Source organism: Streptococcus sp. M334 (assembly GCF_000187745.1).
GTDB lineage: Bacteria > Bacillota > Bacilli > Lactobacillales > Streptococcaceae > Streptococcus.
Genome location: NZ_GL732486.1, coordinates 842,807 through 862,151, shown reverse-complemented (window position 1 = coordinate 862,151; position 19,345 = coordinate 842,807). Strand labels below are relative to the sequence as shown.

Below are 19,345 nucleotides of genomic sequence, written 5' to 3'. Positions count from 1 at the left end.
GTCAGCTCAAAACACTGTTTTGAGGTTGTGGATAGAACTGACGAAGTCAGTACCCATACCTACGGCAAGGCGAAGCTGACGTGGTTTGAATTTGATTTTCGAAGAGTATCAGTTATTTTGAAGAATCGTGAGGAGCCCTTTGACTCCTCTTACTTTTGTCAAAAAGCGAAAAAAATGCTACAATAAAGAGAATAAACAAAATGAGGTATTATCATGTCTAAGATTCTAGTATTTGGTCACCAAAATCCAGACTCAGATGCCATCGGTTCATCTGTAGCCTTTGCCTACCTTGCAAAAGAAGCTTACGGTTTGGATACGGAAGCTGTTGCCCTTGGAACTCCAAATGAAGAAACAGCCTTTGTCTTGAACTATTTTGGTGTGGAAGCACCACGTGTTATCACTTCTGCTAAAGCTGAAGGCGCAGAGCAAGTTATCCTGACTGACCACAATGAATTCCAACAATCTGTATCAGATATCGCTGAAGTAGAAGTTTATGGTGTTGTAGACCACCACCGTGTGGCTAACTTTGAAACTGCAAGCCCACTCTACATGCGTTTGGAGCCAGTTGGTTCAGCGTCTTCAATCGTTTATCGTATGTTCAAAGAACATGGTGTGGCTGTGCCTAAAGAGATTGCTGGTTTGATGCTTTCAGGTTTGATTTCAGATACCCTTCTTTTGAAATCACCAACAACACACCCAACAGATACAGTCATTGCTCCTGAATTGGCTGAATTAGCTGGTGTAAACTTAGAAGAGTATGGTTTGGCTATGTTGAAAGCTGGTACCAACTTGGCAAGCAAATCTGCTGAAGAATTGATTGACATCGATGCTAAAACTTTTGAATTGAACGGAAATAATGTCCGTGTTGCTCAAGTAAACACAGTTGATATCGCTGAAGTTTTCGAACGTCAAGCAGAAATCGAAGCTGCAATGCAAGCTGCTAACGAAGCAAACGGTTACTCTGACTTTGTCTTGATGATTACAGATATCGTCAACTCAAACTCAGAAATCTTGGCTCTTGGTGCTAACATGGGCAAGGTTGAAGCAGCCTTCAACTTCAAACTTGAAAACAATCATGCCTTCCTTGCTGGTGCCGTTTCACGTAAGAAACAAGTGGTACCTCAATTGACTGAAAGCTTTAATGCTTAAGATTTTGAGTGTTAATTCAAATTAGAACAGGCTAGTTTGACTTATATCAAAAGGAGTTTCGGCTCCTTTTTTTCTAGGAGTGAAGCATGTTAGAAAATGGCGATTTGATTTTTGTGAGAGATGAGTCAGATATGGGGCAGGCCATCCAGACTTCCACAGGCAACTATAACCATGTTGCGATTTGTTTGGATGGGATGATTTACCACGCTAGTGGACAGGCTGGTGTTGTCTGTCAAGAACCGGCAGACTTCTTTGAGTCCAATCATTTTTACGACCTCTATGTTTACCCAGAAATGGATATCCAGTCTGTGAAGGAAAAAGCTAGCAAACATCTGGGAGCTCCTTATAATGCTTCTTTCTATCCAGATGGAGAAGGTTTTTACTGTTCCCAGTACATGGCAGAAATCCTACCGATTTTTGAGACCATACCTATGAAATTTGGAGATGGGGAGCAGGAGATTAGTGATTTTTGGAGAGAGTATTATAGAGAACTAGGTTTGCCCGTTCCTCTGAACCAGCCCGGTACCAATCCCAATCAATTGGCAGCATCGCCTCTGTTAGAAAGTAAAGAAAGGAATCTTCATGATTCAGATTTTTAATCCATCTCGTTTGACGAGACAGCCATTTTTTAGAGAATTGATCCGCTATCTGGATCAGCATGATGATGTGATTCTACGGGAAATTAAGGCCAAGTTTCCAGATGTAGCAGTTGACAAACTCATGGAAGAGTATATAAAGGCAGGTTTGATTCTACGAGAAAATAAGCGTTATTACCTTAATCTTCCTATGCTTGAATCACTCGATAGTCTCGAACTGGATCAAGAGATTTTTGTCAGCGAAGATAGTCCGGTCTATCAAACCTTGTTAGAGCAGAGTTTTGAGACGGAATTGCGCAATCAAACCAATGCTGCTATTTTAGTTGAAAAGACAGACTTTGCGAGAACAAAAATGACCCTTTCCAATTATTTCTACAAGGTCAAACATCAGTATCCTTTGACAGAAAAACAGCAGGATCTCTATGACATTTTGGGAGATCTCAATCCTGAGTATGCTCTCAAATATATGACGACTTTTTTGTTGAAATTTCTCAAAAAAGACCAGCTTATGCAGAAACGCCGTGATATCTTTGTGGACAGTTTAGTTGTCCTAGGTTATATTGTCCAAAATGAAGATGGAAAGTATGAGTTGGCTATCGATTTGGATAAGGAAAGATTAACTTTATACTTGGACTGATTTCTTGTTTCTGAGCACATTATTTGACTTTCCTTAGTATTCGGTATAAACTATATGTAACCGGTAACACATATCGGAATAAAATTAAAGGAGACAATCATATGTCACTTGAAAACAAATTGGAACAAGCAACAGGCGCTATCAAAGAAGGATTTGGTAAAGTTACTGGAGATGGCAAGACTGAAGCAGAAGGCGCTGTAGAAAAGACAGTTGCTAAGGCAAAAGAAGTAGTTGAAGATGCTAAAGGTGCTGTAGAAGGTGCCGTTGAAGGTTTGAAAAACGCTTTTAAATAAAAATAGAAAAAATCAAGGGTTTCATTTCCCTTGATTTTTTTACTATCTTATAAATAATTTTCTGCGACGGCTGCATCTCCTGGATAGGCTTCTTTCTTGCCTTGGACGATTTGGTAGCAATCGGCTCCCTTACCGGCGATAATGACAGCATCTAATTCGTGATTTGTGATAGCCATAGCTGCCTTGATGGCTTCTTGGCGATCCGCAATTTTTTCAACAGGATGATTGATATAGCTACTAATTTCATCTGCAATGGCCATTGGGTCTTCATAGTTGGGGTCATCAGCAGTCAGAAAGACTTGAATCTCAGGGTGTTGATTAAGGAGGAGGCCAAAGTCCTTACGACGGCTTTCTCCCTTATTCCCTGTCGAACCTAACACCAGAGCAATCTTTCCAGTTTGATGAGTTTCTACAACATTGATTAGTTTTTTGAGACTGTCACCATTGTGTGCATAGTCGATAAAAACCTTTGCTCCATTTTTCTGAGTGAGGACTTCCATACGACCAGGAACACGGGTTGCAGCGATTCCTTTTTTGATGTCCTCAAGACTAGCTCCGAGACGGAGGCAAGCAAGTCCAGCAGCAACGGCATTTTCTTGGTTGAAGTGTCCAATGAGTTGAATATCATAATCTCCAGCGAGTTTACCTCTAGCTGAAAAGCTAAAGGCTTTGGAATTCTCGATTTGGTTATCAGACTGGCTACCGTAGAAATCATGGTCTTGATCTGCGACTTGTTCTTTTAGTACAGAGAAGTGGTCCATGTCACTGTTAATGATGACTGCTCGGCTATTTTTCATCAAGAGACGCTTGTGGTAGAAGTAGTCTTCAAAGCTAGGGTGTTCAATCGGGCCGATATGGTCTGGACTGATATTGAGGAAAACTCCCACATCAAAGGTTAGACCATAGACACGTTTGACCAGATAGGCCTGACTGGATACTTCCATGATGAGGTGGGTACGGTCATTTTGCACAGCCTGATTCATCATATCAAAGAGATCAATACTCTCAGGGGTTGTTAATGCAGACTTAAAGAAAGTCTTGCCATCTAGAGTTGTGTTCATGGTCGAGAGCATAGCAGGTCGATGCCCTTGAGATAAGATGTTATAAGCGAAATAGGCTGCTGTTGTTTTACCCTTAGTACCAGTAAAGGCAAGGAGTTTGAGTTTTTCCTGTGGATTTCCATAAAATTCCATAGCTACCAAACTCATGGCTTTCTTGATATCGCTGACGATAATAGCAGGAATACCAACTTCATAGTCTTCTTCAGCCACATACCAACCGAGGCCTTGAGAGATGGCAGAAATCAGAAATTCCTTTTTAAAGGCAGCACCCTTGACGAAAAAGAGGCTCTTCTCTTTGGCCTTGCGGCTATCATAGCAGATGGTGTCAAATACGACATGGCTGTAGTTGTAGTGATAATGTCCTTGGTCGATAATCTCACGGAAGAGACCATCTTTCTTTAAAATATCTAATACGGTTTCAATCTTAATCATACTTTCTATTGTAAACCGAAAGTCGTAAATTTACAAGTGACAAGGAAAAGTTTATAATGGAAGATGAGGAATTTTTCCTAGTGATTAAAATTAAATGAGGAATCTATGTCTAACGAAAACAATCACCAGCAGGCCCAGATGTTACGGGGGACTGCTTGGCTAACGGCTAGTAACTTTATCAGTCGTCTACTCGGTGCCATTTATATCATCCCTTGGTATATCTGGATGGGGTCTTATGCGGCTACAGCAAATGGTCTCTTTACCATGGGCTACAATATCTATGCTTGGTTCTTGCTGATTTCAACAGCGGGTATTCCAGTTGCGGTGGCCAAGCAAGTGGCCAAGTATAATACCATGCGAGAAGAAGAGCATAGCTTTGCCTTGATTCGGAGCTTTTTAGGCTTTATGACAGGACTAGGTCTGGTCTTTGCTTTGGTCTTGTATGTCTTTGCTCCTTGGCTAGCAGACTTGTCGGGTGTAGGGAAAGACTTGATCCCAATCATGCAGAGTTTGGCTTGGGCGGTCTTGATTTTCCCATCTATGAGTGTTATCCGAGGCTTCTTCCAAGGGATGAATAACCTGAAACCTTATGCCATGAGCCAAATCGCTGAGCAGGTCATTCGTGTTATTTGGATGCTCTTAGCTACCTTTATGATTATGAAAATGGGCTCAGGAGATTATCTAGCAGCGGTTACCCAATCCACCTTTGCTGCCTTTGTCGGTATGCTAGCCAGTTTTGCAGTTTTGATTTATTTCCTTGCTCAAGAAGGGTTACTCAAAAGAGTATTTGAAACAAGGGATAAAATTAACAGCAAGCGTCTTTTGATCGACACCATTAAGGAAGCCATTCCTTTTATCCTGACAGGGTCTGCTATCCAGCTTTTCCAGATTTTGGACCAGATGACCTTTATCAATAGTATGAGTTGGTTTACCAACTATAGTAATGAAGACTTGGTTGTCATGTTTTCTTATTTCTCAGCCAATCCTAATAAGATTACTATGATTTTGATTTCTGTTGGGGTTTCGATTGGGAGTGTCGGTTTACCATTGTTGACTGAAAACTATGTCAAGGGGGACTTGAAGGCGGCTTCTCGTCTAGTTCAGGACAGCATCACTATGCTTTTCCTATTCTTGCTACCAGCAACGGTTGGAGTAGTCATGGTAGGAGAACCTCTTTATACAGTCTTCTATGGCAAGCCAGATAGTTTGGCTATGGGCTTGTTTGTCTTTGCAGTTTTACAGTCTACTATTTTAGGCTTGTACATGGTTTTGTCTCCAATGCTTCAAGCCATGTTCCGCAACCGCAAGGCCGTTCTCTATTTTATCTATGGTTCCATTGCCAAGCTGGTCTTACAACTGCCAACCATTGCTCTCTTTCACAGTTATGGACCTTTGATTTCCACAACCATCGGCCTCATTATTCCTAATGTTTTGATGTATCGAGACATTTGCAAGGTAACTGGTGTTAAGCGCAAGGTGATTTTGAAACGAACCATTTTAATCAGTTTGTTAACTCTTTTCATGTTTCTAGTAGTTGGGACATTGCAGTGGATTTTAGGATTTGTCTTCCAACCAAGTGGACGTTTGTGGAGTTTCCTATATGTAGCCCTTGTCGGTGCCATGGGTGGAGGTGTTTATGGAGTTATGAGTCTCCGTACCCGTTTGTTGGATAAGGTGATTGGAAAAGCCCAAGCAGATCGCTTACGAATCAAATTAAAGTTAACTTAAAAAAACATTGATAAATAAAAGGGATAATTTGAACATTTCTACCATGAAATGTTCAAATTATTCTCTTTTTTATTAATTTGTAGAATGATAACTAAAGTTTGTAGATGGTAATTTTATTTTTCTTAAATTTTACTTAAAAAACTATTGACTAAATAAAACCCAAGTTGTATAATAAGACAAATATTTAAATCAGGAGGTTCTGGAGATGAAACAGTCTAAGGCCAAGTATGCAGCACTTGCAGGTATCGTTTTAAGTGCAGGTATTTTATTAAGCGCGTGTGGAAGTTCTAGCACGGCGTCAAAAACATATAACTATGTTTACGTAAGTGACCCATCAAGTTTGAATTATCTAGCAGAAAACCGTGCAACAACCAATGATATTGTGACCAATCTGGTAGATGGTCTCATGGAAAATGACCAGTATGGAAACTATATTCCATCTTTGGCAGAGGATTGGAGTGTTTCTCAAGACGGTTTGACCTATACCTATAAACTGCGGAAAGATGCTAAATGGTATACTGCAGATGGAGATGAATATGCTCCTGTAACTGCCCAAGATTTTGTCACTGGTTTGAAATATGCGGCTGATAAAAAATCAGAAGCCTTGTACTTAGTGCAAGAATCCGTTGCTGGTTTAGATGACTATATCACTGGTAAAACAAGCGACTTTTCAACTGTCGGAGTTAAGGCTCTTGATGACCAAACTGTTCAATATACCTTGACACGACCAGAATCTTATTGGAACTCAAAAACAACTTCAACCATTCTCTTCCCAGTCAATGCAGATTTCTTGAAATCAAAAGGGGATGATTTTGGGAAGGTAGACCCATCTAGCATTTTGTATAATGGACCTTTCTTGATGAAATCCTTTGTTTCAAAATCTGTCATCGAATTCAAGAAAAATCCTAACTACTGGGATGCTAAAAATGTCTTTGTAGATGATGTCAAATTGGCCTATTATGATGGTAGTGACCAAGATGCACTGGCTCGTAACTTTGTCGAGGGGGCTTATAGCTACGCTCGTCTTTATCCAAATAGTTCAAGCTTTGAAGGGATTAAAGAAAAGAATAAGGACAATATCATCTATAGCTTGCAAAATGCAACTTCTTACTTCTTAAACTTTAACCTAGATAGAAAATCTTATAAATTCACTTCAAAAACAAGTGATGCTGAAAAGAAATCGACTCAGGAAGCGGTTCTTAACAAAAACTTCCGTCAAGCCATCAACTTTGCCTATGATCGTACAGCCTACGGGGCTCAATCTCAGGGAGAAGATGGTGCAACTAAGATTTTGCGTAACTTGGTTGTTCCTCCAAACTTCGTAAGTATCAACGGAAAAGACTTTGGTGAAGTAGTAGCCTCTAAGATGGTCAACTATGGTAAGGAATGGCAAGGCATCAACTTTGCGGATGCTCAAGATCCATACTACAATGCTGAAAAAGCCAAGGATAAATTTGCTGAAGCTAAGAAAGAACTCCAAGCTAAAGGAGTCCAATTCCCTATCCACTTGGACATGACAGTTGACCAAGCTGCTAAAAAGGGTGTCCAAGAGGCAAATTCTATGAAGCAATCTATTGAAGCAGCCTTAGGTGCAGAAAATGTTGTAATTGATATTCAACAACTTTCTACTGAAGACTTTGATAATACAAGCTATTTGGCTCAGACTGCAGCTCAGAAGGATTACGATCTATACAACGGTGGCTGGAGCGCAGACTATCAAGATCCATCAAGCTACCTTGATATTTTTAATATTAATTCCGGTGGAGTGTTGCAAAATCTAGGTTTAGAGCCGGGTGAAGCCAATGACAAAGCCAAGGCTGTTGGACTAGATGTCTACACTCAAATGTTGGAAGAAGCTAATAAGGAGCAAGATCCGGCTAAACGTTATGAAAAATATGCGGATGCCCAAGCTTGGTTGGTAGATAGCTCTCTAGCAATTCCAAATGTTTCACTAGGCGGAACACCAACATTGAGAAAAACAGTTCCTTTCTCTTCACCGTATTCATTAGCTGGTAATAAAGGGGTCGAATCATATAAATACCTCAAAGTACAAGATAAGACAGTTACGAAAGACGAATATGAAAAAGCCAAAGAAAAATGGTTGAAAGAAAAAGAAGAATCTAATAAAAAAGCCCAAGAAGAATTGGCAAAACATGTCAAATAAGGATTTTTCAAGAAAACGATGGTTTCGAAAGAAGCTGTCGTTTTTTAATAGAATGATGGCGAATTTGGAAGAAAAGTGCTTACATTTTTTAATTGGTTTATTAAATTTATGTTATAATGAATATAACAAAAACGTGAGAAACTATTTTCGAAAGTCTCTTCCAGCGTTAATGGAAGTATGCACATGCTAGGGTAATGTTATAGGAGGGATGCTGTCTACTAAAAAAATAAGATAAAATGCAACAAATGATAAGTTCTTCTTTATGTGAAGAGTTCTTATCTGCCTGTTTACTAATCGTTATGGAGGTAACATCATGGGCGCTATTATGGAGTTTGCAACAGAAAAACAGATTGAATCATTTCTCTCAACTTGCCACATTGAAGGACAAAGGAATTTTCTGATGGCTTTTAAGAAAAAGACATGGCTGAAATCCTTTATTGATTTTTTCATTATAGGAGGAGCCTACTATGTTCAGTCGAGTGTGAAGCCTAAGATTCTGGCATTCACACCTAAGGGAATCTACTTGATGGACATCAATGATGTAACAGAAAATCATTCTAATCAAGTCGTAGAGATGCCTTGGAATCAAGTTAAAGATTTTACTTATAAGACAGTCTTGAACACAGTTAGGCTGAACTGGCACTATCAAAATGAAGACTATATTTTTTCCGTGGAAGTTGGTCAGATTAGTCAGCATGTGGGCCAGTATCAATTTAACAAAGACCATTATGACTATTTAGCCCAACACGATTTCTTTCGGTTAAAGTAAACCCTAGCAATCATTGTCACAAAAGAATTTGGAAGCTTTTCTGGATTCTTTTTAGCTTTACTCGATAAGTCTATAGTTTGAAACTATAACTAGCTCTTGAAAAGAAGAAAATGAGTTGATGAAAATAAGTGGTACAATAGTTACTATAGATTTGGAGGTATTGTATGAGCAAGGAATTACACATTAACACAATTTTGGCCCAGGCGGGTATCAAATCAGATGAAGCGACAGGAGCTTTGGTGACACCGCTTCATTTTTCAACGACCTATCAGCATCCAGAGTTTGGTAAATCTACTGGATTTGACTATACGCGTACCAAAAACCCAACTCGCACTAAGGCAGAAGAAGTCTTGGCGGCTATTGAGTCAGCAGACTATGCTCTAGCTACTAGCTCAGGTATGTCAGCTATTGTACTGGCCTTTAGCGTCTTTCCAGTAGGAAGTAAGATCTTGGCTGTCCGTGACCTTTACGGTGGTTCTTTCCGCTGGTTCAACCAAGTTGAGCAGGAAGGCCGTTTCCATTTTACCTATGCCAATACAGAAGAAGAGTTGATTGGGGAGTTGGAGAAGGATGTGGATGTCCTCTATATCGAAACGCCAACCAATCCCTTGATGTTGGAATTTGATATCGAAAAACTAGCAAAATTAGCTCATGCTAAGGGTGCTAAAGTGGTGGTGGATAATACCTTCTATAGCCCTATCTACCAACGTCCGATTGAAGACGGAGCAGATATCGTTCTCCATTCAGCAACCAAGTATCTAGCAGGGCATAATGATGTCTTGGCTGGAGTGGTTGTGACCAATAGTTTAGAATTATATGAGAAGCTTTTCTACAATCTCAATACGACAGGAGCAGTCTTGTCTCCATTTGACAGCTACCAGTTGATTCGTGGTCTCAAGACCTTGTCTCTTCGTATGGAGCGCTCAACAGCTAACGCCCAAGAAGTGGTTGCCTTTTTGAAGGATTCTCCAGCAGTTAAGGAAGTTCTCTATACTGGTCGTGGGGGCATGATTTCCTTTAAAGTAGCCGATGAAACACGCATTCCTCATATTTTGAACAGCCTCAAGGTCTTCTCTTTTGCGGAAAGTTTGGGTGGAGTGGAGAGTCTCATTACTTATCCAACGACACAAACTCATGCTGATATTCCAGCAGAAGTGCGCCATTCTTATGGTTTGACAGATGACCTCTTGCGCTTGTCGATTGGGATTGAGGATGCTAGAGATTTGATTGCAGATTTGCGCCAAGCCTTGGAAGGATAAGACGAAGATGGGAAAATATGATTTTACAAGCCTGCCCAATCGTTTAGGTCACCATACCTATAAATGGAAAGAGGCAGAAACGGATAGCGAAGTCTTACCAGCTTGGATAGCGGATATGGACTTTGTGGTCTTGCCTGAAATCCGCCAAGCCGTGCAAACTTATGCGGATCAACTGGTTTATGGCTATACCTATGCCAGTGAAGAGTTAATTAAGGAAGTTCAAAAGTGGGAAGCCACACAACACGGTTACCACTTTGACAAAGAGGATCTTGTCTTTATCGAGGGTGTAGTTCCAGCCATCTCAACAGCTATTCAAGCTTTCACAAAAGAAGGCGAGGCGGTTTTGATTAACACACCTGTCTATCCACCCTTTGCTCGCAGTGTCAAGTTGAATAATCGTAGATTGATTACCAATTCTTTGGTGGAAAAGGATGGTTTGTTTGAGATTGACTTTGACCAACTGGAGAAGGATTTGGTGGAAGAGGATGTCAAACTCTATATTCTTTGCAACCCTCACAATCCTGGTGGACGTGTGTGGGAAAAAGAAGTGTTGGAAAAAATTGGGCAACTCTGCCAAAAACACGGTGTTTTCTTGGTTTCGGATGAGATTCACCAAGATTTGGCCCTCTTTGGTCACAAACACCAGTCTTTTAATACCATCAATCCTGCCTTTAAAGAATTTGCGATTGTCTTGAGCAGTGCCACTAAAACCTTTAACATCGCTGGAACAAAAAATTCCTATGCCGTCATTGAAAATCCTAAGTTGAGACTGGCTTACCAGAAACGCCAGTTGGCCAATAATCAGCATGAGATTTCAGGCTTGGGTTATTTGACGACAGAAGCTGCTTATCGCTATGGGAAGGATTGGTTAGAGGAACTCAAGCAAGTCTTTGAAGATCATATCAATTATGTGGTGGATTTATTTGGAAAAGAAACTAAAATCAAGGTCATGAAGCCGCAAGGAACCTACTTGATTTGGCTTGATTTTTCAGCCTATGATCTGACTGATGAAACATTGCAAGAGTTGTTGAGAAATGAAGCCAAGGTTATCCTCAACCGTGGTTTGGATTTTGGAGAGGAAGGAAGTCTCCATGCCCGCCTCAATATAGCCATGCCTAAATCCCTGCTGCAAGAAGTTTGTCAGCGGATTGTGACGACTTTTGCTAAACTTTAAAAATCCAGCCTTCTAGGAGAAAAGTATCTCTAGAAGGCTATTTTCATAGGGGAAAATATGGTATAATAAAAAGATAAGGTAAAGGTGAAAATATGGCTAAATTGATTCCGGGGAAAGTCCGTATCGAAGGCGTTGCCCTTTATGAAACTGGTAAGGTTGACATTATCAAGGAAAAGAACAATCGGCTCTACGCTCGCGTTGCAGAAGAAGAACTGCGCTATAGTTTAGAGGATGATTTGGTTTTTTGTGCCTGCGATTTTTTCCAAAAGAGGGGCTACTGTGTGCATTTGGCTGCGCTAGAGCATTTTCTGAAAAATGATGAGCGTGGTCAGGACATTTTGCAGGGTCTGGAAGAAGGTCATGAAGAAAAAGAGGCTGTTGAAACCAAGGTGACCTTGGGTGGAAAATTTTTGGAACGAATCTTATCTCCAAAATCAGACCGAGCCTATGAGTTGTCAGCTTTGGGTCAGGTGGAAGCAGGAAGCAATCGTATCTTGTGGACCCTGAGAATCGGGCAAATCAATAGCCAAAAATACTACGTCATTCGGGATATTCCACTCTTTTTAAAAGTCGTCGAGAAGAGAAAACCTTATATGATTGGTAAAACTTATGAGGAGTCTCTGTCTTGGGAAGCCTTTAATGAGGAAAGTCAAGAGCTTCTGACTTTCTTACGCGGACTAATGGAGGAAGGACTGGCTCCAGAGCTTTTTTTCCAAAACCAAGGTCGGCACCTCTTTTTTCCTCTGACCTTTTTTGAGCAGGGTGTGGATTTACTGATGGCCTTGCCCCATTTTCAATTTGACCATCAAGTGGATAGCTACCAAACCCTACTTTTTCAGGATTTGCATGCGGATGCCAATCTATTTGCCTTTACAGTAACAGAATACTTGGATTATTTTGAAATGGAAATCAGTGAGAGTCATAGGGTCAATGTCTTTTATCAGGGAGCTATGCTTTTCCATAAAGGTCAGGTTTATTTTCTAACAGACCAGCAGATGAGTCTTCTCAAGGAAATCAAAGCGCTGCCTTTGGATCAAGATGGAAAGAAATATCTGCAATTTGATAGCAGTGACCGCGATAAGTTGGCTTCCTGTCTAACTCTTTTTAGCCAGATGGGTACTGTTTCAGCTCCTGAACGTTTACAAATTAAATCCTTTGCGCCCTCTTTTTACTTTGACAGGGAAGAGGACAATCGGATTCGTTTAGAGATTCAGTTTGATTATGGAAATAGACAGGTATCTAGCCGACAAGAGCTAGAAGAATTACCTTTTTCGAGTGATGCTGACTTAGAAGAAAGAGTTTTCCAAGTCTGTTTGGCAGCTGGTTTTGAAGCAGATTTTCAATCTTGGCGTCAGGCCTTAAAAGCAGAGTCTGTTTATCATTTCTTCCATGAAATCATTCCAGTCTTTGAAAAACTCGGAAATGTTGATTTATCAGACAAGTTAGAAGAACTCTATAATCTAGCAAGCCCTCAAGTACAGATTGCTTCCAAGGGAGGTCTCTTGGAAATCCAGTTTGATTTTCAAGATATTGCCCAGGAGGAAATTGACCAAGCAATGCAGGCCTTGGTTGCCAATCAAGATTTTTACATTGATTCGTCTAATCAAGTCTACTTTTTCGATGAAGAAACCAAGAAAATTCGCCAAAATCTACAGGAACTGGGGCAGTTTGAATTAAAAGATGGTGCCTTGCAGACTCGAAAATCCTTGGCTTATAGTTTAGCTCATCTCTTTGAAGGGCGTGACCGTGTTTCTTTTTCACAAGAATTCCAGAATTTGGCCCACGATTTGACGCATCCAGAGGACTTTCCTTTGCAAGCAACTCAGGTTCGGGCTGACTTGCGAGACTATCAGGAAAAGGGAATCGGCTGGTTGCAGATGCTCCATCATTATGGTTTTGGTGGGATTTTAGCTGATGATATGGGATTGGGAAAAACCCTTCAGACCATTGCTTTTTTGACCAGTCAAGTGACAAAAGAAAGTCGGGTTTTGATTCTGGCTCCGTCAGGTTTGATTTACAACTGGGCAGATGAGTTTCAGAAATTTGCCCCACAGTTGGATGTGGCTGTTGTTCATGGTTTGAAAGCTAGTCGTGAAGAGATTCTTACTGAAAGCCATCAAATCTATGTGACGAGCTATGCTACCTTCCGTCAGGACAGTGAGCTTTATCAGGGAATGGCCTTTGACTTCCTTTTCTTAGATGAAGCTCAGGTCATGAAAAACGCCCAGACTAAGATTGCCCAGACCTTGAGACAATTTGTGGTGCCGTCAGTTTTTGCCTTGTCAGGAACTCCTATTGAAAACCATCTAGGTGAGTTGTGGTCTATTTTCCAAATCGTCATGTCAGGACTTTTGCCAAGCAAGAAAGAATTTATGAAATTGCCAGCTGAGCGCGTAGCTCAGTTTATCAAGCCTTTCGTGATGCGACGCAAGAAAGAAGAAGTTCTGACCGAATTGCCAGACTTGATTGAAGTGGTTTATAAAAATGAACTGGAAGACCAGCAAAAGGTTATTTACCTAGCCCAGTTGCAACAGATGCGAGACCGTCTGTCTCAAGTGTCAGATCAGGAATTCCAGCGAAGTCGGGTGGAAATCTTGTCTGGTCTGATGCGCTTGCGTCAAATCTGTGACACTCCTGCCCTCTTTATGGAGGATTATCAGGGAGCCAGTGGTAAACTGGATAGTCTTCGAGACCTGCTGGTCCAGGTGGCAGACGGCGGACACCGTGTCTTGATTTTCTCGCAGTTCAAGGGAATGTTGGAGAAAATAGAACAAGAACTGCCAGACTTGGGTATGACATCCTTTAAAATTACGGGTTCAACCCCAGCCAAGGAAAGACAAGACATGACCAAAGCCTTTAACCAAGGGGAAAGAGATGCCTTTCTGATTTCCCTCAAGGCTGGTGGTGTCGGTCTGAATCTGACAGGTGCTGATACGGTTATTTTGGTTGACCTTTGGTGGAATCCTGCGGTGGAAGCGCAAGCTATTGGCCGTGCCCATCGGATGGGTCAGGAAGAAACGGTTGAGGTCTATCGCTTAGTGACCAAGGGAACCATTGAAGAAAAAATTCAGGAACTCCAAGAACAGAAGAAACATCTGGTGTCACAAGTATTGGACGGCACAGAGTCACGTGGCAGTCTGACCCTGGCAGAAATTAGAGAAATTTTGGGAATTTCTGAAGTCAGCACTTGAAAAATCAAGACAATACGCTATAATGAAGTGTTGAAAGGAAATAGAAAATGAGAGAAGAACGATTTCCATTGGTGTCAGATGATGAGGTTATGCTGACTGAGATGCCGGTTATGGACCTCTATGATGAATCTGACTTTATCAGTAATATCAAGGGAGAATACCGTGATAAGAATTATCTGGAGTGGGCCCCTATTACTGAAGAAAAACCAGTAAAACAGATTGAAAAGCCAGTAGAGAAACCTAAGAAGGCTGGCTTAGGAGTAAAAAAAGAAGGAAAGAGCTATGCGGAGGTGGCGCGTGAAGAAGCGCGTGCGGATTTGAAAAAGAAACGCTCAGCAAGTTATCTGACTAAGGATATTACTCCTACAAGACGCCATCCTCAGCCAAATTTGGTTAGACAGGGCAATCAACCTACTGCGCCTTTCCAAAAGGAAAATCCTGGTGAATTTGTCAAATATAGTCAAAAATTGACCCAGTCTCATTACATCTTGGCGGAAGAAGTTAGCAATATTTCGACTCAAGCTGAGCCAAAAGAAACTTCAGGACAAAAGAAAAACAACTATGATTTTTTGAAGAAGAGCCAAATCTACAATAAAAAGAATCAACAAAAAGAACAAGAACGTCGGGTTGCCCAAGAGTTGAATCTGACCAGAATTACAGAATAGGGGAGAAAACATGCCAAAGACATATCATTTTATCGGAATTAAGGGATCAGGGATGAGTGCCTTGGCCTTGATGTTGCACCAAATGGGGCACAAGGTTCAAGGATCAGATGTTGAAAAATACTACTTTACTCAACGTGGTCTTGAGCAGGCAGGAATTACCATTCTTCCTTTTGATGAAAAGAATCTAGACGGTGACATGGAAATTATCGCTGGAAATGCCTTTCGTCCAGATAACAACGTCGAAATTGCCTATGCGGATCAAAATGGAATTAGCTACAAACGCTACCATGAGTTCCTAGGTAGCTTTATGCGTGACTTTGTTAGCATGGGAGTTGCTGGAGCGCATGGAAAAACTTCAACAACGGGTATGTTGTCTCATGTCTTGTCTCACATTACAGATACTAGCTTCTTGATTGGAGACGGGACTGGTCGTGGTTCAGCCAATGCCAAATATTTTGTCTTCGAATCTGACGAATATGAGCGTCACTTCATGCCTTACCACCCAGAATATTCTATCATCACCAACATTGACTTTGACCATCCAGACTATTTCACAAGTCTAGAGGATGTTTTCAATGCCTTTAACGACTATGCTAAACAAATTACCAAAGGTTTGTTTATCTACGGTGAAGATGCTGAATTGCGTAAGATTATGTCTGATGCACCAATTTATTATTATGGTTTTGAAGCAGAAGGTAATGACTTTGTCGCTAGTGATCTTCTTCGTTCAACAACTGGTTCAACCTTCACAGTTCATTTCCGTGGTCAAGAATTAGGGCAATTCCATATTCCAACCTTTGGTCGTCACAATATCATGAATGCGACAGCCGTTATTGGTCTTCTTTACACAGCAGGATTTGATTTGAACTTGGTACGTGAACACCTGAAAACATTTGCCGGTGTTAAGCGTCGTTTCACTGAGAAAATTGTCAATGACACGGTGATTATTGATGACTTTGCCCACCATCCAACAGAAATTATTGCGACCTTGGATGCGGCTCGTCAGAAATACCCAAGCAAGGAAATTGTAGCAGTCTTCCAACCGCATACCTTTACAAGAACCATTGCCTTGTTGGACGAATTTGCCCATGCTTTGAACCAAGCGGATGCTGTTTACCTAGCGCAAATTTATGGCTCTGCTCGTGAAGTGGACCATGGCGATGTTAAGGTAGAAGACCTAGCTAATAAAATCAACAAAAAACACCAAGTTATCACTGTTGAAAATGTTTCGCCACTCCTAGATCATGATAATGCTGTTTATGTCTTTATGGGTGCAGGAGACATCCAAACCTACGAATACTCATTTGAGCGTCTCTTGTCTAATTTGACAAGCAATGTTCAATAGGAAGTTCTCATGGAAATTCCAATTAAGATTATTCAGGCAAGTAAGTCGGATTTAGTTGAGATAGAGGCACTTCAGGCCTCATCTTTTCCAGCTGACAAGCAGCTGACTTCCCATATTTTAGAAGAAAGTATCCGTAAGTCTGCGGATACCTTTCTTCTAGCTAGGGATGAAAATCAGCTTCTGGGCTATGTTCTAGGTGGTCCTTACCCACACAATCCGAAATGTCTAGAAATTCGTTCTTTAGTCATTGATACTGACCATCAGAGACAGGGCTTGGGAACGCTTCTTCTTGCGGCTTTGAAAGAGGTGGCAGTTGAGCAGGATTACAAAGGGATTCGTTTGAAGAGTCCTGATGAGCTGCTTTCCTATTTTGAAATGAACGGTTTTATTGATGAAGAAGAGACAGATTCGCTTTATGCAGCTAGTCAAGGTTTTAGTATGATTTGGTTTAATCCCTTTTATCTGGAGGCAAAATGGAAATTAGGAAAGCAAGATTAGAAGATTTGGATCGTATCGTTGAGATTGAACTAGAAAATTTCTCGGTTGAAGAAGCCATTCCTCGCTCAGTGTTTGAAGCGCATTTGCGAGAAATTCAGACCTCTTTTCTGGTTGCAGAAAAAGAGGGTAAGATGATTGGTTATATAGAGGGACCAGTTGGACCACACCGCCATCTGCAAGACCAGTCTTTTACAGAAGAGATAGAAGACCATAGTCATGAGCCTGGTGGTTATATCTCTGTGACCTGTCTTTCCATTGCCAAGGAGGCACAGGGCATAGGACTGGGTCAGAAATTACTAACAGCCTTGAAAGGACTGGCTCTTGAACACGAAAGAGAAGGTATTAACCTAACCTGTCATGACTATCTCATTGTCTACTATGAAAAGCATGGATTTGTCAATGAAGGTCTGTCCCAGTCAACCTTTGCAGGGGAAACCTGGTATGATATGGTTTGGGAAGCTAATACTCTTCGAAAATCAAATTCAAACCACGTCAGCGTCGCCTTACCGTATATATGTGACTGACTTCGTCAGTCTTATCTACAACCTCAAAACAGTGTTTTGAGCAACCTGCGGCTAGCTTCCTAGTTTGCTCTTTGATTTTCATTGAGTATAAAAAATAAGCCAGAAAAGCATGCTAGGTTGCTTTTCTTTCGTTTTTAAGATATAATATTATGGATTGTCAACGAGGAGGATAAACTTTTGAGTGAAAAGCCAAGAGAAGACGAAAAATTAAGCTTTAAAGAGCAGATTTTACGTGATTTAGAACGTGTCAAAAAATCTGAAGAAGATCAGGAGGAAGTTAATTTAGCTTCAATAAAACCCCAATTTTCTTCTAAAAATGACCAGTCGATAGAAGAGCTAATGGAAGATTCTCTATCAGCTGTAGAGGAGATTATGAGAAAAGCTCCTACCGTGCCTACCCACCCAAGTCAAGATGCTCCAGTGGCTCATAGCCACCCAAGTCAAGATGCTCCAGCAGTTCCTAGTCATCCAAGTCAAGAAGTTCCTGCTTCACCAGTAGATGAGAGTGTACCAAGACCAGAACCTGTTATTCCTAGAAAAGTAGAAAAGGAATTTAATGAAATCCCAACGAGGGTAGCTGTTTCTTATAAGACAGAAGGTCAGAGAGAGATAAAAAGAGAAGTTCCTGCTTCAAAACCAGTAGTGGAAAAGAAAGTTGTAGAAGGGATATCTGAAACTCCACGTCGTAGTCGTCGTGAGACAGTTAAACCTATTAAGAAGAAAAAATCACATTTGAAGGCCTTCTTCATTTCTCTATTGATTTTCCTTGCCTTGATTTCGGCAGGTGGTTACTTCGGTTATCAGTATGTCCAGTCATCTTTATTACCAGTTGACGCTAATTCTAAGCAGTATGTAACCGTTCAAATCCCAGAAGGATCCAATGTCCAAGAGATTGGATCAACTCTTGAACATTCTGGTGTGATTAAACATGGAGTGATTTTTGCTTTCTATGCAAAATATAAGAATTATTCAGATTTGAAGGCTGGATATTATAATTTGCAAAAGAGCATGAGTACAGAGGATATCATCAAGGAACTACAAAAAGGTGGTACAGCTGAACCTCAAGAACCGTCACTTGCAGATTTGACTATTCCAGAGGGATATACAATTGAGCAAATCGCCCAAGCTGTAGGTCAATTAAAAGGTGAATTTAAAGAGCCTTTAACTGCGGATGCTTTCTTGGCTAAAGTTCAAGATGACAACTTTATCAGTCAAGAAGTTGCTAAATATCCAAACCTACTCGAAAGCTTACCGACAAAAGAAAGTGGAGCTCGTTACCGTTTGGAGGGTTATCTTTTCCCAGCGACATACTCTATCAAAGAAAGCACAACTATTGAAAGCTTAATTGATGAGATGTTGGCAGCTATGGATAAGACCTTGACTCCACACTATAGTACAATTAAGTCTAAAAACTTGACAGTCAATGAATTGTTAACTATTGCTTCTCTTGTTGAAAAAGAAGGTGCTAAGACTGAAGACCGTAAGTTGATTGCAGGTGTTTTCTACAATCGCTTGAACCTTGGTATGCCCCTTCAAAGCAATATTGCAATCTTGTATGCCCAAGGCAAACTCGGTCAAAATATTAGCCTAGCAGACGATGCTGGAATTGATACATCAATTAATTCACCATACAATGTTTATACAAAATCTGGTTTGATGCCTGGTCCAGTGGATAGTCCAAGTCAGGACGCGATTGAAGCAAGTATCAACCAAACCAAGAGTGAGAACCTCTACTTTGTAGCCAATGTTACAGATGGAAAAGTCTATTACGCAGCTAATCAGGAAGAACATGATCGCAATGTAGCTGAACACGTCAATAGCAAGCTTACTCAAAATAGTAGTTCAAACTAAGACAACAAA

16 protein-coding genes are annotated in these 19,345 nt (G+C 40.8%); 15 read left to right on the top strand and 1 reads right to left on the bottom strand.

The window, feature by feature from the left end:
- Nucleotides 1-213: 213 nt before the first annotated feature.
- The 4 genes from HMPREF0851_RS08645 (at nucleotide 214) to HMPREF0851_RS08630 (ending at nucleotide 2,675) form a co-directional block, all read left to right on the top strand.
- On the top strand, nucleotides 214-1,149 hold the full coding sequence (locus HMPREF0851_RS08645; protein ID WP_000036051.1) for a manganese-dependent inorganic pyrophosphatase: 936 nt from the start codon (nucleotides 214-216) through the stop codon (nucleotides 1,147-1,149).
- 86 nt (nucleotides 1,150-1,235) lie between these two features.
- A complete protein-coding gene (locus HMPREF0851_RS08640; RefSeq protein ID WP_000892237.1) occupies nucleotides 1,236-1,748 on the top strand; it encodes a YiiX/YebB-like N1pC/P60 family cysteine hydrolase in 513 nt (170 codons plus the stop codon).
- Entirely contained in the window at nucleotides 1,732-2,382 is a 651-nt protein-coding gene (locus tag HMPREF0851_RS08635; RefSeq protein ID WP_000614490.1) for a DUF1803 domain-containing protein, read from the top strand. The genes HMPREF0851_RS08640 and HMPREF0851_RS08635 overlap by 17 nt, the downstream gene beginning before the upstream one ends.
- Nucleotides 2,383-2,483: 101 nt before the next feature.
- The gene (locus HMPREF0851_RS08630; protein WP_000051182.1) at nucleotides 2,484-2,675 is read left to right on the top strand and encodes a CsbD family protein; all 192 of its coding nucleotides are present in this window, start codon (nucleotides 2,484-2,486) and stop codon (nucleotides 2,673-2,675) included.
- A gap of 47 nt (nucleotides 2,676-2,722) precedes the next feature.
- On the opposite strand, the gene HMPREF0851_RS08625 is transcribed toward HMPREF0851_RS08630, so the two are convergent.
- The gene (locus HMPREF0851_RS08625) at nucleotides 2,723-4,168 is read right to left on the bottom strand and encodes a UDP-N-acetylmuramoyl-L-alanyl-D-glutamate--L-lysine ligase (protein WP_000590286.1); all 1,446 of its coding nucleotides are present in this window, start codon (nucleotides 4,166-4,168) and stop codon (nucleotides 2,723-2,725) included.
- Between the two features lie 105 nt (nucleotides 4,169-4,273).
- On the opposite strand from HMPREF0851_RS08625, the gene HMPREF0851_RS08620 reads away from it, so the two are divergent.
- From HMPREF0851_RS08620 to mltG, 11 genes are all read left to right on the top strand, one after another.
- Nucleotides 4,274-5,896 (top strand): polysaccharide biosynthesis protein, encoded by a 1,623-nt coding sequence (locus HMPREF0851_RS08620; protein ID WP_000064184.1) that lies wholly within the window; start codon nucleotides 4,274-4,276, stop codon nucleotides 5,894-5,896.
- Between the two features lie 205 nt (nucleotides 5,897-6,101).
- The gene (locus tag HMPREF0851_RS08615; protein WP_000813948.1) at nucleotides 6,102-8,060 is read left to right on the top strand and encodes a peptide ABC transporter substrate-binding protein; all 1,959 of its coding nucleotides are present in this window, start codon (nucleotides 6,102-6,104) and stop codon (nucleotides 8,058-8,060) included.
- Between the two features lie 313 nt (nucleotides 8,061-8,373).
- On the top strand, nucleotides 8,374-8,829 hold the full coding sequence (locus HMPREF0851_RS08610; protein WP_000500949.1) for a hypothetical protein: 456 nt from the start codon (nucleotides 8,374-8,376) through the stop codon (nucleotides 8,827-8,829).
- Nucleotides 8,830-8,993: 164 nt separating this feature from the next.
- Nucleotides 8,994-10,088: a cystathionine gamma-synthase gene (locus tag HMPREF0851_RS08605; RefSeq protein ID WP_000031943.1), complete on the top strand. Its 1,095-nt coding sequence runs from the start codon at nucleotides 8,994-8,996 to the stop codon at nucleotides 10,086-10,088.
- A 7-nt stretch (nucleotides 10,089-10,095) separates the two neighbouring features.
- Complete coding sequence (locus tag HMPREF0851_RS08600) at nucleotides 10,096-11,262, top strand: MalY/PatB family protein (protein ID WP_000521358.1); 1,167 nt, start codon at nucleotides 10,096-10,098, stop codon at nucleotides 11,260-11,262.
- A gap of 92 nt (nucleotides 11,263-11,354) precedes the next feature.
- Nucleotides 11,355-14,453, top strand: coding sequence for a DEAD/DEAH box helicase (locus HMPREF0851_RS08595; protein ID WP_001096272.1), 3,099 nt, complete (start codon nucleotides 11,355-11,357; stop codon nucleotides 14,451-14,453).
- Nucleotides 14,454-14,500: 47 nt separating this feature from the next.
- The gene (locus HMPREF0851_RS08590; protein ID WP_001206457.1) at nucleotides 14,501-15,118 is read left to right on the top strand and encodes a hypothetical protein; all 618 of its coding nucleotides are present in this window, start codon (nucleotides 14,501-14,503) and stop codon (nucleotides 15,116-15,118) included.
- A gap of 10 nt (nucleotides 15,119-15,128) precedes the next feature.
- The gene (gene murC / locus HMPREF0851_RS08585; RefSeq protein WP_001127119.1) at nucleotides 15,129-16,463 is read left to right on the top strand and encodes a UDP-N-acetylmuramate--L-alanine ligase; all 1,335 of its coding nucleotides are present in this window, start codon (nucleotides 15,129-15,131) and stop codon (nucleotides 16,461-16,463) included.
- 9 nt (nucleotides 16,464-16,472) lie between these two features.
- Entirely contained in the window at nucleotides 16,473-16,961 is a 489-nt protein-coding gene (locus tag HMPREF0851_RS08580; RefSeq protein WP_000405298.1) for a GNAT family N-acetyltransferase, read from the top strand.
- Nucleotides 16,937-17,485, top strand: coding sequence for a GNAT family N-acetyltransferase (locus tag HMPREF0851_RS08575; protein WP_000405746.1), 549 nt, complete (start codon nucleotides 16,937-16,939; stop codon nucleotides 17,483-17,485). Before HMPREF0851_RS08580 ends, HMPREF0851_RS08575 begins: the two co-directional genes overlap by 25 nt.
- Nucleotides 17,486-17,662: 177 nt before the next feature.
- The gene (gene mltG / locus HMPREF0851_RS08570; protein ID WP_001291440.1) at nucleotides 17,663-19,336 is read left to right on the top strand and encodes an endolytic transglycosylase MltG; all 1,674 of its coding nucleotides are present in this window, start codon (nucleotides 17,663-17,665) and stop codon (nucleotides 19,334-19,336) included.
- Nucleotides 19,337-19,345: the final 9 nt, after the last annotated feature.

Excerpts from the sequence above, each read along its gene's own strand:
- HMPREF0851_RS08645 (WP_000036051.1), top strand. The coding sequence starts at position 214 with ATGTCTAAGATTCTAGTATTTGGTCACCAAAATCCAGACTCAGATGCC.
- HMPREF0851_RS08640 (WP_000892237.1), top strand. The coding sequence starts at position 1,236 with ATGTTAGAAAATGGCGATTTGATTTTTGTGAGAGATGAGTCAGATATG.
- HMPREF0851_RS08635 (WP_000614490.1), top strand. The coding sequence starts at position 1,732 with ATGATTCAGATTTTTAATCCATCTCGTTTGACGAGACAGCCATTTTTT.
- HMPREF0851_RS08630 (WP_000051182.1), top strand. The coding sequence starts at position 2,484 with ATGTCACTTGAAAACAAATTGGAACAAGCAACAGGCGCTATCAAAGAA.
- HMPREF0851_RS08625 (WP_000590286.1), bottom strand. The coding sequence starts at position 4,168 with ATGATTAAGATTGAAACCGTATTAGATATTTTAAAGAAAGATGGTCTC.
- HMPREF0851_RS08620 (WP_000064184.1), top strand. The coding sequence starts at position 4,274 with ATGTCTAACGAAAACAATCACCAGCAGGCCCAGATGTTACGGGGGACT.
- HMPREF0851_RS08615 (WP_000813948.1), top strand. The coding sequence starts at position 6,102 with ATGAAACAGTCTAAGGCCAAGTATGCAGCACTTGCAGGTATCGTTTTA.
- HMPREF0851_RS08610 (WP_000500949.1), top strand. The coding sequence starts at position 8,374 with ATGGGCGCTATTATGGAGTTTGCAACAGAAAAACAGATTGAATCATTT.
- HMPREF0851_RS08605 (WP_000031943.1), top strand. The coding sequence starts at position 8,994 with ATGAGCAAGGAATTACACATTAACACAATTTTGGCCCAGGCGGGTATC.
- HMPREF0851_RS08600 (WP_000521358.1), top strand. The coding sequence starts at position 10,096 with ATGGGAAAATATGATTTTACAAGCCTGCCCAATCGTTTAGGTCACCAT.
- HMPREF0851_RS08595 (WP_001096272.1), top strand. The coding sequence starts at position 11,355 with ATGGCTAAATTGATTCCGGGGAAAGTCCGTATCGAAGGCGTTGCCCTT.
- HMPREF0851_RS08590 (WP_001206457.1), top strand. The coding sequence starts at position 14,501 with ATGAGAGAAGAACGATTTCCATTGGTGTCAGATGATGAGGTTATGCTG.
- murC (WP_001127119.1), top strand. The coding sequence starts at position 15,129 with ATGCCAAAGACATATCATTTTATCGGAATTAAGGGATCAGGGATGAGT.
- HMPREF0851_RS08580 (WP_000405298.1), top strand. The coding sequence starts at position 16,473 with ATGGAAATTCCAATTAAGATTATTCAGGCAAGTAAGTCGGATTTAGTT.
- HMPREF0851_RS08575 (WP_000405746.1), top strand. The coding sequence starts at position 16,937 with ATGGAAATTAGGAAAGCAAGATTAGAAGATTTGGATCGTATCGTTGAG.